Here is a 16,817-nt window from a genome sequence, read left to right on the forward strand (position 1 = left end):
TCTAATTGTCCGTCGTTCATGATGGTCTTCATCCTCCCATCATGAACAGTCGCCGCCTTACTTCAGACTCATCTTGTATTAGAAATAAGCCCTCCCTTCAGACTCATCTTGCATTGGAATAGACTCTCGGTCGCCTCGAACCAACGATATAATGCAACGTAACCGGTACGCCCCTTCGAGATAACCAGCTCACGGCAGTGAGTGTCAACGAGGCGGCCGATCAGGGGGTGGCGTGCCAGGAGCTGGACTGCTTCGCGAACGCCTTTTATCGTCGCGAGGGCCGCAGTGGGGTCGCGTTCGGCAATGAATTCAAATATCCGCTCGAGATCCGTTACTGCGCGCGGACTCAGCTGGACCGCTGCCATGTCTTGGCACGCGGGCGCTTGGCGCCTCCATCCTTCGCCTTAGCTTCAAGATAGTCAAAGACCTCCTCGGCATCATACACTTTGCCGGCACGTAGCACGTCGCCCTCAGCCTTGCGAGCATCCTCAAGGAATTGGCGACGCAACTCCGCGCGTTCAGTCTCTCTTGCGATGGCTTCTACCATAAATGCATGCGCGGACTGGCCGCTTCCCTCCACGAGGGCAGCGATGCGTTCCTTTAACTCATCAGACAGCTTGAGGCTCGTGATGGACATCACTGGTGCTCCATTAACGAAGGTATTAACATAGTAATACCGCCTGATCCCTCGGTCAACGGGAAGAAAATAGAACGTACCGGCCGACGGGACAGTCGCATTCCAGCCAACGCCTTTAGGATAGGCAATGACGCGGCTGCCGCCGATGGCGCATCACCGTGAGCCGCTGAGGTGTCACTGATGTTGACCGGCGGGCTATTTCACCCGCATGCCCGGTTGCGCACCCTCATCGGGGGCGAGCAGAAAGATGTCCTTTCCGCCCGCGCCGGCGGCGAGCACCATGCCCTCGGAAACCCCGAAACGCATCTTGCGCGGCGCGAGATTGGCGACGACCACGGTGAGCCGGCCGATCAACTGCTCGGGGGCGTAGGCCGACTTGATACCGGCGAATACCGTGCGTTGCGCGCCGCCGAGATCGACAGAGAGTTTAACGAGTTTATCGGCGCCCTCGACGGGCTCGGCATTGACGATGCGGGCGATGCGCAGATCTATCTTGCCGAAGTCTTCGACGGTAATTGTTTCGCTAGCAAGCGTGGCCGAAGGAGCAACCGTGCTCGGTTTCAAGCTCTCACGATTCGCGGCGACTAGGGCCTCGATGGTTTTGGGGTCGATGCGCGTGATCAAGTGCCGGTAAGGGCGAATACGTGCTGGCAGGGTGTCCAGATCACGCCAGTTAAAACTCCGGTCGAGTCCAAAAAGATCCCGCGCGACCCTTTCCGTGAGATTGGGGAGGATGGGCGCGAGGTAGACCGAAAGGACATAAAACGCATGCAAGCTCTTTGAGCAGACCAGTTGCAATTCTTCCTTACGAACGGGATTTTTTTCTAGTATCCAAGGTTGGTGCCGGTCGAAGTATTGGTTGACGGTGTCCGCGACGCGCATGACTTCGCGCAGGACCGCCCCGTAATTACGGCCTTCGTAATTTTCGGCAATCGGGCCGGCCGTGTCCAAGGAGTTTTGGATCAGCGCGCGGGCGTCCTCCGGACAGTGAACCGCAGCAGCCAATTCGCCGTCGAAGCGCCGGGTGATAAATCCGGCCGCCCGGCTCGCGATGTTGATGTATTTTCCAATCAGATCCGCATTTACGCGGGAGGCGAAGTCCGCGAGATTGAGGTCGATGTCCTCCATCGTGCCGTTGAGCTTAACGGCATAGTAGTAGCGCAGGTACTCGGGGTTTTTGATGTGATCGAGGTAGCTGCGGGCAGTGATAAAGGTCCCGCGCGACTTGGACATCTTCTCTCCGTTCACGGTGAGGAAGCCATGCGCGAAGATGCGGGAGGGCGTGCGGTAGCCCGAATAATGCAACAATGCGGGCCAGAACAAGGCATGAAAGTAGAGAATGTCTTTCCCGATGAAGTGATAGAGCTCGGCCTTCGACGCCGCTCCCCAGTACGCCTCGAAGTCGAGTCCCGCGCGCTCGCAGAGATCCTTGAAACTCGCCATGTAACCAATCGGTGCATCCAGCCAGACATAGAAATATTTCCCCGGCGCCTCCGGGATCTCGAAACCGAAATACGGGGCATCGCGCGAGATATCCCAATTTTTAAGACCGGCGGTGAACCATTCATTGAGTTTGTTGGCGGCTTCGGGCTGCAAGTGACCGGCGCGCGTCCATTCCCTGAGAAAGTCCTCGCACTGGCTCAAGCGAAAGAAATAATGATCTGATTGCTTGCGGATCGGAGCCGCGCCGGAGAGGGCGGAATAGGGATTGATAAGCTCGGTCGGTTGATAGGTGGCGCCGCAGATCTCACAGGCGTCTCCGTACTGGTCCCGGGCATGACAGCGCGGGCATTCACCCTTGATAAACCGATCCGGCAGGAACATGTTCTTGACCGGATCGTAGAGCTGCTCGATGGTGCGCGCTTCGATCAGCCCCCGGGCTTTTAGCTTCAGGTAGATGCCCTCGGCCAACGCGCGGTTCTCTTGCGAGTTGGTTGAATAGTAATTGTCGAATGCGATGTGAAACTCCGTAAAATCGCGCAGGTGTTCCCCCTGCATCCGCGCGATGAGTTGCTCGGGGGCGACCTGCTCGGCCTCGGCGCGCAGCATGATGGGCGTGCCGTGGGTGTCGTCGGCGCACACGTAGTAGCAGCGGTGGCCGCGCATCCGCTGGAACCGCGCCCAGATGTCGGTTTGAATGTATTCGACCAGGTGCCCGAGGTGAATGGGACCGTTGGCGTAGGGGAGGGCGCTGGTGACCAGGATGTCTCTCGGTCCGTTCACGGCGGTAATACTCCTTCAATAGGGATTTCTTAAGTTAACATCAAGCCAATGCCGTGTCATTGCGTCTTGCAACCTTAGGATATAGTGTAAAATAGCCGTTCGTCCGCCTGGCCGAAATCCTGGCCGAAATCTATGATGACAACCGTCACGAAAGAGCACATCGAAGCCGCGCTGAGGCGCTATCAAGACCCTTATCTCGGATGTGATCTCGTCAGCGCCAAGGCAGTCAAAGATATACGCATCGACGGCGATTGCGTGCGCGTCGCGGTCGAACTCGGTTATCCGATCAAAGACTGGAGCGAATCCTTGAAGGGTGCGCTCAAGGAAGTACTCGGCAATGTCGAGGGCGTTCGCGAGGCAAGTGTCGGGGTCACTCAGAAGATCATTTCGCATTCGGTGCAAAAGGGCGTCTCTCCCTTACCCGAGGTCAAGAATATCATCGCCGTCGCTTCGGGCAAGGGTGGGGTGGGTAAATCAACCGTTGCGGTTAACGTGGCGCTCGCCTTTCAGTCCCAAGGCGCGCAGGCCGCGATCCTCGATGCCGATATCTACGGTCCGAGCCAGCCCCGGATGTTGGGCTGCCGCGGGAAACCCGAGACCATCGACGGTAAATCCTTTGAGCCTTTGGTTAGCTATCACGTCCAAGCCATCTCGATCGGCAATCTCATCGACGAAGAGACGCCGATGATCTGGCGCGGCCCGATGGTGACCTCGGCCCTGGAGCAGTTGCTCACCGGTACGAAGTGGCGCAACGTCGATTACTTGGTCGTGGATCTCCCGCCCGGCACGGGCGACATTCAATTGACCTTGTGCCAGAAAATCCCGGTCAGCGGCGCGGTGATCGTCACCACGCCGCAAGACATCGCGCTGCTTGATGCGCGCAAAGCGCTCAAAATGTTCGAGAAGGTCGAGGTGCCGGTGCTCGGCATCGTCGAAAACATGAGTACGCACGTCTGTAGCCAGTGCGGGCACGAGGAGCCCATCTTCGGCCAAGGCGGCGGCGCTTCCATGGCCGCGCAGTACCACGTGGATCTCCTCGGATCCTTGCCGCTCGAGATCGGGATCCGCGAGGGGGTGGACAATGGCCGGCCGACGGTGGCCATGGACCCCGGCTCGCGGGCGGCGCGGATCTTCCACGACCTCGCGCGCAAGATAGCGGCGAAGCTCTCGCTGCGAGCCAAGGACTACTCGGCGCGCTTCCCGAAGATCGTGATCCAGAATACGTAAGGATGTCCATAAAATCGGATCGCTGGATCCGGCGCATGGCCGCAGAGCATGGCATGATCGAACCGTTCGAGCCCGGCCAGGTTCGCGCCAACGGTGACGGCAGGCTCATTTCCTACGGCACCTCGAGCTACGGCTATGATATCCGCTGCGCCAACGAGTTTAAGATCTTCACCAACATCAATACCACCATCGTCGATCCCAAGAATTTCGATCCGCAGAGCTTCGTTGATGTGGCGGCGAGCGTATGCATCATCCCGCCGAACTCCTTCGCGCTCGCGCGCACCGTCGAGTACTTCCGTATCCCGCGCAATGTGCTCACCATCTGTCTCGGGAAGTCGACCTATGCCCGCTGCGGAATCATCGTCAACGTCACCCCCTTGGAGCCCGAATGGGAAGGGCATGTGACCTTGGAGTTTTCGAACACCACGCCCTTGCCCGCGAAGATCTATGCAAATGAGGGCGTCGCGCAGGTGATCTTTATCGAATCGGATGATCCCTGCGAGACCTCTTATCGAGACCGCCGAGGAAAGTACCAGGGGCAGCGCGGCGTTACCTTGCCTAAGACCTGAAAGAAGTTAGGGATCCGTGAAAGAGACCGTTGCGCTGAAACGAGACAAAATCGTGACACTCCTCGATGGCGACGCCCCGCGCGAGCGGGTGCTCGTCAAGGGGTGGGTCAGGACCCGCCGGGATTCCAAGGATTTTTCCTTTTTCGAGATCAACGATGGGTCGTGTCTCAGAAACATCCAGGTCATCGTGGACGCCGGAATCGGCAACTATTCTGAAGCAAAGGATCTCGGCACCGGCGCGGCGATTGCGGTCGAAGGCAAGCTGGTTGCCTCTCCGGGGAGCGGGCAGCAGTGGGAGATCCAAGCCGATAGGATCACGGTCATCGGGACCTGTCCCGCGGATTACCCGCTGCAGAAGAAGCGGCATTCCGACGAATTCTTGCGCACCATCGCCCACCTGCGGCCGCGCACCAATAAATACGGCGCCCTGTTCCGCATGCGCTCGCGGCTTGCGCATGCTATTCACCAATTTTTCCAAGACCGCGGTTTCTGCTATATCCATACCCCGATCCTGACCGCCTCGGACTGCGAAGGGGCCGGAGCAATGTTCGGCGTCACCACGCTGGACTTGAGAAACGTTCCGAAGCGAGACGGGCAGGTCGATTTCAGCGAGGATTTCTTCGGAAAAGAAGCGAAGCTGACGGTCTCCGGCCAGCTCTCGGGGGAGATGTTCGCGCTCGGGCTCGGTGAGATCTACACCTTTGGTCCGACCTTCCGCGCCGAGAATTCCAACACCGCCCGTCACATGGCCGAATTTTGGATGATCGAACCGGAAATGGCGTTTTATGATCTCGACGCGGACATGGACCTCGCGGAGGAGTTCATCCGCTATCTCGTCACCGACGCGCTGGATCGCTGCCGCGAGGATCTGCGGCTCTTCGCGCGTTTCGTCGATCCGGCCTTAATGGCGACACTTGAGAATATCGCCGGGAGCGCCTTTGAACGCTTGCCTTACGACGATGCCATCGAGCTTCTGCGGCGCTCGAGCGAATCCTTCGAGTTCGAGCCGGCATGGGGCTCCGATCTGCAAACCGAGCACGAGCGTTACCTCACCGAGCGTCATTTTAAGAAACCGGTCATCGTCTATAACTATCCCAAGGACATTAAGGCGTTCTACATGCGGCTCAACGACGATGGACGTACGGCCGCCGCGATGGATGTCCTGGTGCCGAGGATCGGAGAAATCATCGGCGGCAGCCAGCGCGAAGAGCGCTACGATGTGCTCCGGTCGCGCATCAACGCGATGGGATTCGACGAGGGACACTATTGGTGGTATCTGGACTCGCGCCGCTTCGGCAGCGCACCTCACAGCGGTTTCGGACTCGGCTTCGAGCGGTTCCTGATGCTCGTGACCGGGGTGACCAACATCCGCGACGTGATCCCGTTCCCGCGCACGCCCAAGCACCTCGAGTTTTGACCAGGCTTTTAATTACAGCTCCCTGAGCTACGAGCGCGCGGGGAGGGCGGTGCTCCGCCTTCGGAACGCTTACGCGTCGTAGTAAAGTGCGAACTCATAGGGGTGCGGACGCAGCCGGATGGGATCACATTCCTTGGCGCGCTTGTAGTCGAGCCAGGTCTCGATGACATCGGCGGTAAAGACATCTCCCCGGAATAAAAAGTCGTGGTCTTTCTCTAGCGCGTCGAGCGCGGCTTCGAGCGAAGCGGGACAGCTCGGGACCTTGGCCAGCTCCTCGGGGGGCAAGTCGTAGAGATTCTTGTCGAGCGGATCGCCCGGGTTGATCTTGTTCATGATTCCATCGAGACCCGCCATTAGCATCGCCGCGAAGGCCAGATAGGGGTTGCAGGAGGGATCGGGAAAGCGGACTTCGATGCGCTTGGCCTTGGGGCTCGGGGAATATACCGGGATGCGGATCGACGCCGAGCGGTTGCGCGAGGAATAGGCCAAATTAACGGGAGCCTCGAAGCCGGGCACGAGGCGCTTGTAGGAGTTGGTGGTCGGGGCCACGAAAGCGCAAAGCGCCGGGGCATGCTTCAAGATGCCTCCGATGTACCACAGGCAGAGATCGCTCACCCCGGCATATTTGTCGCCGGCAAAGAGCGGCTGACCCCCTTTCCAGATACTCTGGTGGGTGTGCATGCCCGATCCGTTATCCCCGAACAGCGGTTTCGGCATGAAGGTGACGGTCTTGCCGTGTCGCAAGGCGACGTTTTTGACGATGTACTTGTACATCATCATCTTGTCGGCCATGCGGGTGAGTGAGTCGTAAAGCAGATCGATCTCCGCTTGCCCCGCAGTGGCCACTTCGTGATGGTGCTTTTCGACCACGATCCCGGCCTTCTCCATCTCCAGGATCATCTCGGTGCGAATGTCTTGCTGCGAGTCGGTCGGGGGTACGGGGAAGTAGCCTTCCTTGTGGCGCGGTTTGTGGCCCAGGTTCGGGCCGTTGTCGCTCCCCGAGTCCCACACCCCTTCCGCGGACTCGACGTGGTAATAACCCTCGTGGGCATTTTGGTCGAAGCGAATGCCATCGAAGATGAAGAACTCCGCTTCCGGCCCGAAGTACGCGATATCGCCAATGCCGGAGCTCTTCAGGTAATTTTCGGCCTTGGCCGCGACGTAGCGGGGATCGCGTGAATATTGCTCGCGGGTGACCGGATCGACGATATTGCAGATCAACGAGAGTGTCGGGCATTCGGTAAAGGGGTCGATGACGGCCGTGACCGGGTCCGGCACCACCATCATGTCGCTGGCATGGATCGCTTGCCAGCCACGGATGCTGGATCCGTCAAAACCCAGTCCTTCGTCGAAGATTTCCGGCGCGGCCTGGCTCACTGGTATCGAAAAATGCTGCCAGGTGCCGGGGAAATCCTGGAATTTGAGGTCCAGGATTTCGATGTTCTTGGCCTTGATGAGATCGATGATTTCTTTCGGTGTCATGGATGGTTCTCCTCGTTTTTTGGTTGGGATCGCTCTGCTGAGTGCCCCCGATTATTATTAGGAGGATGCCCCGGGCATCCCCTCGCGCGGAAAAGTATAGCGCGTGCCAACCGCCGCTCGCTATCGGCCGATTATCCGTTATCCTCCCGGACCCGTCGTCTCGAGCTCGCGCAGCCGGTGCCGGAACTCGTCGGTCACCGCGCGTGCCTCGGCCTGGTCGCGAACGGCCCTCGGGGTCAGCAGGACGATAAGCTCCGTGCGCCTGAGGTTATCCTCCGTCCCGCCGAAGAGAGCCCCGAGCACCGGTAGGTCCTTGAGGAACGGGATACCGCTGTTGCCACTGCTTTTGTTCTCGCTGATCAAGCCGCCGAGTACGAGGGTCTCGCCGCTCTGGACGGTCACCGCGCTTTGAATGTTGCGCTGGAAGAACGAACGGTTGCCCGAAGGCTGTACGGGATCGCCGACATCGGTCACGTCTTGAGTGAGATCGAGCGTGATGCGTCCGCCGAGGTTAACCCGCGGCGTCACCTCGAGGATAACACCGGCGTCTTTGAACTCGACCTGGCTAAGAAGGTTCGAGGTGTCCACGAGGGTGGATTGTTGTTGCGTGGTCACCACGGGGATTTGGTTTACAACTTTGATAGTTGCGGTTTGATTATCCAAGACCATTAAGGAAGGGGAGGACAACACGTTCAGCTTGGTCTCTTCCGCGAGGGCGTTGAGCACCACTCTGACGTCATTATTTGAATCGAAAATCGCATATGAAAAATTAGGAACCCCCCCCAACGCTGCTAAATCCGCCGCATCGCCTAAATCCAAGGTCGCTCGACCGCGTCGCTCGTCGTTCACTTTGTTGTTAAAGAACCACTGGATACCATATCGAAGGTTGTCGGTCAGCGTGACCTCAACCACGCTCGCCTCAATGTGGACCTGCAGCGGAATGACATCCAGGCGTTTCAGCGCGGCATCGATCATCTTGTAGTCCTGCGGCTTGGCCATGATCAGAAGTGCGTTGTTGGTCTCATCGGCGATGATGCGCAAAGTTTCGGTCGCGACCACCGACACTCCGCCGCGTTCCTGCCCTTTGGCCTTCGAACGACGGGTCGAGAGACCGGCTTCCTCGGCCTCGCTTTCGAGCGTGGTTTGGGTTTCGCCGGGAGCGAATTCCGGCGGTGGCGCGCCCGGTGCGGAGGGTTTCGCCTCGGCGCCGTAGATCCCGCCGAGCACGGCGGCAAGATCAGCCGCCTTGCCGTTCTGTACGCGATAAACATAGAGACGCGGGCTGACCGATTCGCCGATCTGATCCAAGCGCTCGACCCAGTTCCGCGCCTGGTCGAGATAATCTGGACGCGAGGAGACGACGAGCAGCGCGTTGAGGCGCTCCACCGGCACCATCCGGACAACACCGGTCAAGGGACTGTCTTTATCCCCGAAGATCTTTTCCAGCTCGCCGTGCAGCGACTTGACATCGGCGTGCTGAAGCTTGAACAGCGCCATCGACATCCCGCTGAGCCAATCCACGTCGAACAGCTCCACGAGTTCCACGGCGGCTTGGATTTCCTGCTCGCTCCCGGTCAGGATCAAAAGGTTGCGTTGCGCGTCTACGATTTGGGGCGCGTCTTGAGGCAAGAAGGGCTCGATTAACTTGTGGAGCTCGCGGGCGGAGATGTAACGCAGCGGCACGACGCGAATCGTATAACCACGCGCGGCCGCGAGCCGGCTCACCGACGATGGCGGGGAACCGCGGGCGGCTTGCGCGGAGGGGAGGATCTTGTACATGCCTTCGGTTCGCAGCAACGAAGCGCCGTTCAAGCGCAGCAGGTTTTCCAGCGTCGGCAACAACTCGTGCCGCTTGAGCGGCCGAGTCGTCTGGATCGTGGTCGTCCCGGCCACCTTCGGGTCGATGAAATAGTTCTCCTTGAGGAGATCGCCCAGGACCGCCTTAACCACCTCCTGCAAATCGGTGTTTTCGAAGTTGAGCGTGTATTCTCCCGTATCGTCACTCGGCGGTGGACCTTTGTATCCGCCTTGCGGTTTCACGAAAGTACCGCTCCCGGGATACATCTCGACTTTGGTCTTAAGGGGTTTCTTGCCGTCGGGGTCTTCCAGCGAGATGAACTCGCTGATGGGCGGAGGCGCGGGCTGGATCACCGGGGGCGACGGCGCGCCGGCGATGGAAACGCTCGGTTCCGCCTTGTGGGGACGCGACACGGCACAGGCGCCACCAACGCTAAGGCCGGCGACTACTAAGATCCATCGAACCCATAGAGAGCTGAAGGCCATTACAGCTTAGCAAGTCGCGCGAAGGTGTGGTGAGGAGCCTGTGCCGGCCAGCGGACAATTATCCCGCTACTATAACTGAACTTAATACAAAAATCTTCATAGTCATGGTGTTATTTTATAAATATAACATCACTTCTAAAAAAGGTTCGTTAATCGTCAGGGCCTTTTTCGGGCGGATCGCCGGATTCGGGATCCCTAGCTTGGCGTGGCGCGGCGGGCTTCCGTGGCGCGGGGACGGCGGGTTGTCTGCGGGCCAGGAGCGCGGCGCGCTGGGCAGCCACCTTGAACTTCTCCGGGGTCTTGCGGAGCAGCGGTAGACGTTCTTGTTCCCGCTCCCGTGTGAAAACCACACCATCATGCTCGATCGCTTTCACGGTCCAACCATGAAACGCCTGGCCGTCCGCGACGCGCTGAAGCATGTTGTCGTTAATTCCGCGAATCAAGGCGAAGCGTTGCTCGGGCGTGATCACGACGCCCGAGACGGCATACTTGCTCAAAGGGGTATCCGCAGTGGACTGCGTCGCGGCGCCGGTATTCGCGCTCGGTGCCGGACGGCGGGTCTTCAAGAATAGGGGGCGGGTGATGATTTCCTGGAATTGACTCAACGGCGGTAAGGTAAAGTCGCTTTCGACGGCGGGCGCCTTCCAAGGCAGGTCCGCAGATGCCGCGTCGACCTGCACTGGTTCCGAGGGGACGGCAAACTCATAGGCGAGCACGAGACCCAGTAGCGTACACAGCGCGCCCAGCGTCAGGGTGACGGCACTCATGGACCCTAGCGCTTTCACGACTTCTCAAGCGCCATAAAGCCGGAGAGACTAAAGCGAATATCCATCTCGTCATTCGGTGGTTTACCCGGCCGGAACTGGTAAGCGCTCCGGCCGCGCAGATACACTTGATCGACAAACATGCGCGGCTGTCCTGCCTCCAAGGTGTGAAACACGCGTTGTACCGTCTCGGTGGAACCCAACATTTGGACCTTGATCGATACGGGTTGCTTGACGTCGGTTTTGTCCCCGTTCTCCGTCGTGTCGGGCATGATCTGAATGCTGTTGAGCCGTCCGGCGTTTGCTTCAACGACCTTCTTAACATGCTGCTGCATCTCCGCGGCCGCGAGTGCGCGCGTTTTGCCCTGCAAATACCCGCGTTGTTGCTTGGATAGTTGCTCCTTGAGCCGCACAGACTGTTGCTGTAAGTCGGTGCTACGGCTCGCGACGCGCTCGTAACCGGCCAGTCGATTCTGGAGATCCGCGATTCGCTCCCCGTAATCTCGATAGGTCGAAACCAGCGGTTGAATCAAGACCATGTACAACGCGGCGAGCAGTAGTAAGAGTAGGCCGACGGCCGCCCCTTGGCGTTGACCCGCGGTGAGGCGCTCCATCACGATGAGTCGGTCTCCACTTCGGCGGCGAGATTGAAACGCTCGGCGCCGGTTAAGCGGTTTTGGGTCACGGGCGACCGAAACGAGGCATTCTTGAATAACGGCGATGCCTCTACGAGGCCAATGACCGCTGAGGAGGTGGAAGATTCACCTTGCATCGTCATTTCCGTTCCGTTGATCTCAAACTGGTACAGCCAGGTGTCGTCGGGCAGCACGCGCGTAAGCTCGTCCAGAACCCCGATCGTGACTGGCGTTGTTTTCTTTTTCTCGATGAGAAAGCGGGAGTCGCTGGCCAAGACTTCGAGCTGCCGATGCAGATCGTCCACGGCTCGGGCCTTGGTCTTAACTTCGGCGATTCGGCTCTCGATCACGGTAATGGACCGCTGCTTCTGTATCAAGGGTACGGTCACGGCGCCGGCCAGTAGACCGGCAGCGGCGGCCGCGAGGGCGAGATTCAGGCCCTGCCAGACAGGCGTTTTCACCCGCCGCCGGTCGAGCGGCAGTAAATTGATCTCATTGCCGTTGTCTCTCGCTTCCGGCGTCCGTACCCGGTCGGGATGCAGGCCGAACGGCGCGAGTTTGCCGAGGATCTCATCCAATGAGGCGCGAGGGATGGCGACCAGCTCGACCCGCAGACGCTTTGCTGCGGTAACTCGTTCGAGGAGACGAAAGTCGTAGTAAACCTGGCCGGCTTTAAACGGCGTCTCCTGGTCCATGGCGTAACCGAGGACCTCCCTGAGGTTTTCCTCGGCGGCCAGCGGTAGGTGTACCTCCCGGCGCAAGACGCGCTGCGGCGGTAGTTCAAGTATCACTTCGATTGCGGGCGTCCGATCGCTCCCGAGATGCCGCAATGCCGCCAACGCAGCCTCCGAGGGGGCGGTGGTGGAAAAGCGAAAGCGGGGCGCGGCGGGATCCTGCACGCCGTCCTCCCGGCCAACCTCGATCTCGGTGTCGAGCCACTGAATGACCCAGCGTTCCGGCTCTATGCTCGCCAGCCGCCGTATCGAGTCCGGCAACAGCATCCAAAGCTCACTCGACCACCAATCGAAGAATGCGTGTGCCTGTGCCCGCACCCAATCGATGTTTAGCCTCGAGTCGCTAGACACTGCTTTTTTCTCTAACTCTCAATCGCCTTCCTGCCACGCGAGCACGGTATACGGTTTTCCGGAGCGGTGAACTAGCTTTATAGTTGCAGCTATGGACGCGCGCGTCTGGGGCGGTAACCTGGCCTCGGCCCGCACGGTATAGATTACACCATTACTTGGCACAACAAAGCGAGCGTCGGTGATCGGCTTGAGCGTATCGCGCGCGTTCTGGCCCGGTTCCGCGGCATCGTCGCGCCGGGCAAGGGCTTCCTCAAGATCACGCTCGGCGTCTTCACCGGATAGCAGCAATGCCCGCAGGACCGCGGGCGGGGCCACCCGATCGTCTATCCCGGCCGAATGGGAGTGCACGGTAAGCGCGGGCCGCAGACGCTTGAACAAGCGCGGCGTCACACCGAGCACCTGTTGCAACTCCTCGACCGTGTTGAACGCGGCGTCCTTGGCCCCGTGGGTCCTGCCGGCCGCTTCGTATTCTTGATCTTCGGCGCCGTTCAAGCGCCGCAAGCTATCCGGGTCGCGCCAGTCTTCTATTGCGTCGAGCAGCGCATCACGCCGGTCGTCTTCGATACCCGATACCCGGAACAAGGCGTCGAGCAAGCCGCGTTGAGCGCTATTGAGGTCGATCTTGCCTGCTTCGTCCTGCAGTGACACCGTGATTGGCACACCGGCGAGGCGTACCCGGTGAGGGCTGCCATCGCCGCGCCAGCGGCGCAAGCGATCGCGATTGTACAGTTCAAGGATGCCCCGATACACGCCCGCCTCGGCGAGCGCGCGGGCCTGTGCCTGTGCCACGAGATCGTGAGCCAGCGTGGTCTCGGTTCGCATGCTGAAGGCCAAACTGGCGGCTACGATGCTCAGTAAGGCCACGACCCAGAGGACGATCAGGAGCGCGAATCCCTGCTCCATCGCCGGCGCCTGTATAGCTTTCATAGTGCGTAAACGTCCGGAACGCTATTAGTGGGTTTCAGTTTGACGTCATGCCAGCGGAAGCTGGTATCCAGGAAACCAGCGTAGGGCCTGGATTCCAGCTTTCGCCGGAATGACGATTATTTTTAGAAATGCCCCTAAATGAATTCGCGAAACGCTCTACTGTGTAGTGTCTCGTAAATAACGGGCCGCGTTTGCGCCGTCATTCCGGGCGAAGGTGCGAAGCGCCGGAGACCCGGAATCCACAAAAGACGCTGGATTCCCGCTTTCGCGGGAATGACGAAGGCGGTATCGACATATTGGTGACTGTATAGGTATTTCAGAGACACCACACTAGCAATACTAGAAATCACCGGGATCGTCATCGCCGAACTCATCAGAATCCAGGTTCGGGTCCGATTCGTCTGCGGATTCGGGGGTTTGCATGAGCAGTTGTGGCTCACCGGTGTCCGGTTCCGCATGGATCGGGATCACGAGCACGGGCCAGTCGCCATGCCTTGTGGTGTTGATAATGAGCCGCATCCGCGCCGGAAGGCGTTGGTCATCGTTCCAGGTGTCGTGCCATCCGGTGACGCGGCGGGATTTCCCGTAGTATGAGAACAGGGCGTCCTTAACGTGGTTGAGTATCACGGTCCGTCGGGCGTGCTCGGGGGCCACCAACGGGTCGTCGAGATCGGGTTCCGCGCGCCAATAGGCGAATACGAGCCGGCCGCCGCTAACGAGCTCGATCGCGCCGATATAAAGCCCGCCCGGCTCACCCCGGACAGGCGAGTTAGCGGTAAAAGTCAGGGATCGAGATCCGCCGCGAAATACAATCTGCTGTTCGGCTTGGTCGAGCCAGACGAGGGGATAGACGCGGGTTATCTGGCGGGAGATGAAACCGGCGACCGCCCGCTGATCCTCGGTCAGGGCTGCCCGCGTCTCGGCGGCATCGGAGGCGCGGGTCCCGATCCGCAATCCGCTGTAGAGCGCCACCATGATGAGGCCGGTGAGTGTAAGTGCGAGCAAGAGTTCGACGAGCGTGAATCCGCCGCCCGCGCGCTGCTGCGTCGTCATCGGCGCGGCCGCGGCCGAAGCCTCAAGCTTATTAGACTGACCGCGCGCCTTTTCGCGGCTTCTTGCCAGAGCACGCTGACCGTGACTCGGTAGGCGTCGAGCGGCAGCTTTTCCGGGTCGAGATGGGCGGGAAAATAGGGTTCGATGCGGCGTGTCCACTGATAGCGGCCACCGGTCTCTCCCGACTCCTCGCCGGACGGCGCCGTCTCCAGATCCACGTCCGCCAGCAACGATTCGGCCCACAAGACCGCCTCCGTATAGTCGGCGCCGAGCTTGCTGCTACGCAGGGCGGTAGCGAAGATTTGCAGCAGCACGCCTAAGGCGATGGCCAAGATCGAGAACGCGACCAAAACCTCGAGTAAGGAAAAGCCGCGCGCGCGCCGGCTGTGATCAGTGAATCGCAACGCGGCCGGTCAACCAACTGATATCGACGACATAGCGTAAAGGCCCGCTCGCGAGGGTGATCTGGCCGCCCGTCGAGCTGCCGTCCGGGTAGAATCGAAACGCCCCGGTGGTTACGGAACGCGTCTGCGAGCGGGCGGTGTCGAGCTTGATGTCCGCCCCTTGCGGTAGCGTCCGGGTACCTTTGCGTCCGCTGATCACATAGCGCTTATCGGCGACGTTTACCGTCACGGTGGATTCGACGTGGCGGTTAATCGCCCGGCTACGGGCGTAACGTAGCGCCGCGGCCAGTTCGCGCGCGGCGGATCGCAGCTCCACGCCCGTCGCGCCTTTCGAGAACATGGGCGGGACCAGCGCCAGCATGAGGCCGCCGATGACCAAGACCACCAATAGCTCGACGAGGGTGAATCCTGCCGGAGAGGGCACGTGCTAATTCCAATTGGCGATGTCCCGGTTCTCGCCCTCACCGCCCTCGGCGTTGTCCGCGCCAAGGGTGTACAGGTCGAAATCGCCGTGCTCACCCGGAAACCGGTACTGATAGTCGAAGCCCCAAGGATCCTTGGGCACTTGCTTCTTCTTCAAATACGGTCCGTTCCAGCGCTCGGTCCCGGCCGGTGCCTCGACCAACGCATCGAGTCCCTCGTCGCTCGTGGGGTAGCGGCCGATCTCCAGCCGGTACATGTCCAAAGTGGCGGCGAGATCCTCTAATTGCAGCCGCGCTGTGTCGCTTTTCGCCCCGCTCAGATATTTCATGACCTGGGGTCCCACGAGGCTCGCGAGCAGCCCTAGGATCACCAGCACCACCAGCAACTCGATGAGAGTGAAACCCCGCGGTGAACGGCGTTCCTTAGTTCGTTTCATTTCGCTAAGTCCCTCTGGTTGACGTAAGTTTAAAACGCAAGCTCGTTTACGCTTAAGATCGCGACCAGGATCGACATGATGATGGCCGCGATCACGAGACCGAGGCCCAGGATCAGTACCGGTTCCAAGAGCGCCAGCATGCGCTTGACGGTGGCCCGCACCTCGCGATCATAGACCTCGGCCACTTGCATGAGCATCTCTTCGAGCTGTCCGGTCTCTTCCCCCACGCGGACCATGTGTACGGCAAGGCGAGGAAAATAAGCGATCTCTGTCAAGGGTTCGGCAAGCCCATGGCCGTGTTTCAGGCGCTCGGCGACGATGCCCACGCCCTCCGCCAAGACCTGGTTCCCCAGGGTCTCTTTCACGATCGATAGCCCGCTCAACAAGGGCACGCCGTTCGTGAGCAGGGTGCCGAGCATGCGGCTGAAGCGCGCCACCTCGATCTTCGTGATCAGCTCTCCGGCCATGGGTAGCTTGAGGAAACGCTGGTCCCAGCGGTAACGCGTCGCGGGTTGCGCGAGTTGCTTGCGGAAATAGAGTCCAATCAACACGGCGGCCAGAATGAGCAGCCACCAGTAATCACGCAGAAAATTCCCCATCGAGATGACCACTTGGGTGGCGAACGGCAAAGCCGCGCCCGCGTCCGAAAATAACTGCTCGAATTGCGGCACTACATACACCAGGAGCACCAGCACCGAGAGCCCGGCCACGCCGAGAAGTATGGCCGGATAGATGAGCGCGGAGGTGACACTCTCCTGCAACTCCCGCGCGCGCTCGAGGTACTCGGAAAGACGCGTCAGCACCAGCTCGAGGGCGCCGCCGGCTTCGCCCGCGCGCAACATGTTGAGATATAGCCGCGAGAAGACGCCGCTTTGGGCTTCCATGGCGGCCGAGAGCGTGGCGCCGCCGTGGACGCCCTCGCGGATGCGTGTCAGCAATTGGCCTGCGGTTCCTTGGCCGGAGAGATCAATGAGCACCTCCAGGGCGCGGTCGAGCGGCAGCCGCGCGCGCAGCAAGGTGGCGAGCTCTTGGGTCAGGGCCACTAACTGGGCTTGCGATAAGCGCTTTGAGCGCCGCAGCGTGATCCAGCCCGAGCGCCTGGCGCCCCCGGCTAGAGTTTCCTCGGCCCGGATCGGGATGTAACCGAGGGATTGCAGGCGCTCGATGGCCGCGGCCTGATCGCGTGCTTCCAACTCGCCTTCGAGGACCTCGCCCTCGGGGTTGGCGGCCTTGTAGCGATAAAGCGCCATGC

At 60.0% G+C, this 16,817-nt stretch carries 16 protein-coding genes; 3 read left to right on the top strand and 13 right to left on the bottom strand.

Translation table 11 applies throughout. The features are described from left to right. Positions 1-346: 346 nt before the first annotated feature. Positions 347-637: a ribbon-helix-helix protein, CopG family gene (locus M3436_02290; protein MDQ3562998.1), complete on the bottom strand. Its 291-nt coding sequence runs from the start codon at positions 635-637 to the stop codon at positions 347-349. Positions 638-832: 195 nt separating this feature from the next. Next, on the bottom strand, positions 833-2,860 hold the full coding sequence (metG, locus tag M3436_02295; GenBank protein ID MDQ3562999.1) for a methionine--tRNA ligase: 2,028 nt from the start codon (positions 2,858-2,860) through the stop codon (positions 833-835). Positions 2,861-2,995: 135 nt separating this feature from the next. Between metG and apbC the strand changes: the two genes are divergently transcribed. From apbC to asnS, 3 genes are read left to right on the top strand one after another with little or no spacing between them, the layout of a single operon-like run. Continuing rightward, the gene (apbC, locus tag M3436_02300; GenBank protein ID MDQ3563000.1) at positions 2,996-4,087 is read left to right on the top strand and encodes an iron-sulfur cluster carrier protein ApbC; all 1,092 of its coding nucleotides are present in this window, start codon (positions 2,996-2,998) and stop codon (positions 4,085-4,087) included. A gap of 2 nt (positions 4,088-4,089) precedes the next feature. Then, positions 4,090-4,656 (top strand): dCTP deaminase, encoded by a 567-nt coding sequence (gene dcd / locus M3436_02305; protein MDQ3563001.1) that lies wholly within the window; start codon positions 4,090-4,092, stop codon positions 4,654-4,656. Between the two features lie 34 nt (positions 4,657-4,690). Beyond that, positions 4,691-6,073: an asparagine--tRNA ligase gene (asnS, locus tag M3436_02310; GenBank protein MDQ3563002.1), complete on the top strand. Its 1,383-nt coding sequence runs from the start codon at positions 4,691-4,693 to the stop codon at positions 6,071-6,073. A 69-nt stretch (positions 6,074-6,142) separates the two neighbouring features. On the opposite strand, the gene glnA is transcribed toward asnS, so the two are convergent. The 11 genes from glnA to M3436_02365 all read right to left on the bottom strand — a co-directional run bounded on the left by glnA (position 6,143) and on the right by M3436_02365 (position 16,815). Then, the gene (gene glnA / locus M3436_02315) at positions 6,143-7,555 is read right to left on the bottom strand and encodes a type I glutamate--ammonia ligase (protein MDQ3563003.1); all 1,413 of its coding nucleotides are present in this window, start codon (positions 7,553-7,555) and stop codon (positions 6,143-6,145) included. Between the two features lie 138 nt (positions 7,556-7,693). After that, positions 7,694-9,766, bottom strand: coding sequence for a type II secretion system secretin GspD (gene gspD, locus M3436_02320; GenBank protein ID MDQ3563004.1), 2,073 nt, complete (start codon positions 9,764-9,766; stop codon positions 7,694-7,696). 221 nt (positions 9,767-9,987) lie between these two features. Continuing rightward, positions 9,988-10,623 carry a hypothetical protein gene (locus tag M3436_02325; protein ID MDQ3563005.1) on the bottom strand — a complete coding sequence of 212 codons (636 nt, stop codon included), beginning with the start codon at positions 10,621-10,623 and terminating at the stop codon, positions 9,988-9,990. Then, positions 10,620-11,216, bottom strand: a complete 597-nt coding sequence (gene gspM / locus M3436_02330) for a type II secretion system protein GspM (GenBank protein ID MDQ3563006.1) — start codon at positions 11,214-11,216, stop codon at positions 10,620-10,622. The genes M3436_02325 and gspM overlap by 4 nt, the downstream gene beginning before the upstream one ends. Further along, on the bottom strand, positions 11,216-12,322 hold the full coding sequence (locus M3436_02335) for a PilN domain-containing protein (GenBank protein ID MDQ3563007.1): 1,107 nt from the start codon (positions 12,320-12,322) through the stop codon (positions 11,216-11,218). The genes gspM and M3436_02335 overlap by 1 nt, the downstream gene beginning before the upstream one ends. A gap of 18 nt (positions 12,323-12,340) precedes the next feature. Next, positions 12,341-13,249 (bottom strand): general secretion pathway protein GspK, encoded by a 909-nt coding sequence (locus M3436_02340; protein MDQ3563008.1) that lies wholly within the window; start codon positions 13,247-13,249, stop codon positions 12,341-12,343. Positions 13,250-13,588: 339 nt separating this feature from the next. Then, positions 13,589-14,302: a prepilin-type N-terminal cleavage/methylation domain-containing protein gene (locus M3436_02345; protein MDQ3563009.1), complete on the bottom strand. Its 714-nt coding sequence runs from the start codon at positions 14,300-14,302 to the stop codon at positions 13,589-13,591. Continuing rightward, a complete protein-coding gene (locus tag M3436_02350; GenBank protein ID MDQ3563010.1) occupies positions 14,299-14,706 on the bottom strand; it encodes a prepilin-type N-terminal cleavage/methylation domain-containing protein in 408 nt (135 codons plus the stop codon). Before M3436_02350 ends, M3436_02345 begins: the two co-directional genes overlap by 4 nt. Next, positions 14,693-15,130 (bottom strand): GspH/FimT family pseudopilin, encoded by a 438-nt coding sequence (locus tag M3436_02355; GenBank protein ID MDQ3563011.1) that lies wholly within the window; start codon positions 15,128-15,130, stop codon positions 14,693-14,695. Before M3436_02355 ends, M3436_02350 begins: the two co-directional genes overlap by 14 nt. 3 nt (positions 15,131-15,133) lie before the next feature. Beyond that, positions 15,134-15,565, bottom strand: coding sequence for a type II secretion system major pseudopilin GspG (gene gspG / locus M3436_02360; protein ID MDQ3563012.1), 432 nt, complete (start codon positions 15,563-15,565; stop codon positions 15,134-15,136). A 29-nt stretch (positions 15,566-15,594) separates the two neighbouring features. Continuing rightward, on the bottom strand, positions 15,595-16,815 hold the full coding sequence (locus tag M3436_02365) for a type II secretion system F family protein (protein MDQ3563013.1): 1,221 nt from the start codon (positions 16,813-16,815) through the stop codon (positions 15,595-15,597). Positions 16,816-16,817: the final 2 nt, after the last annotated feature.

This window comes from Pseudomonadota bacterium (assembly GCA_030859565.1).
GTDB lineage: Bacteria > Pseudomonadota > Gammaproteobacteria > JACCXJ01 > JACCXJ01 > USCg-Taylor.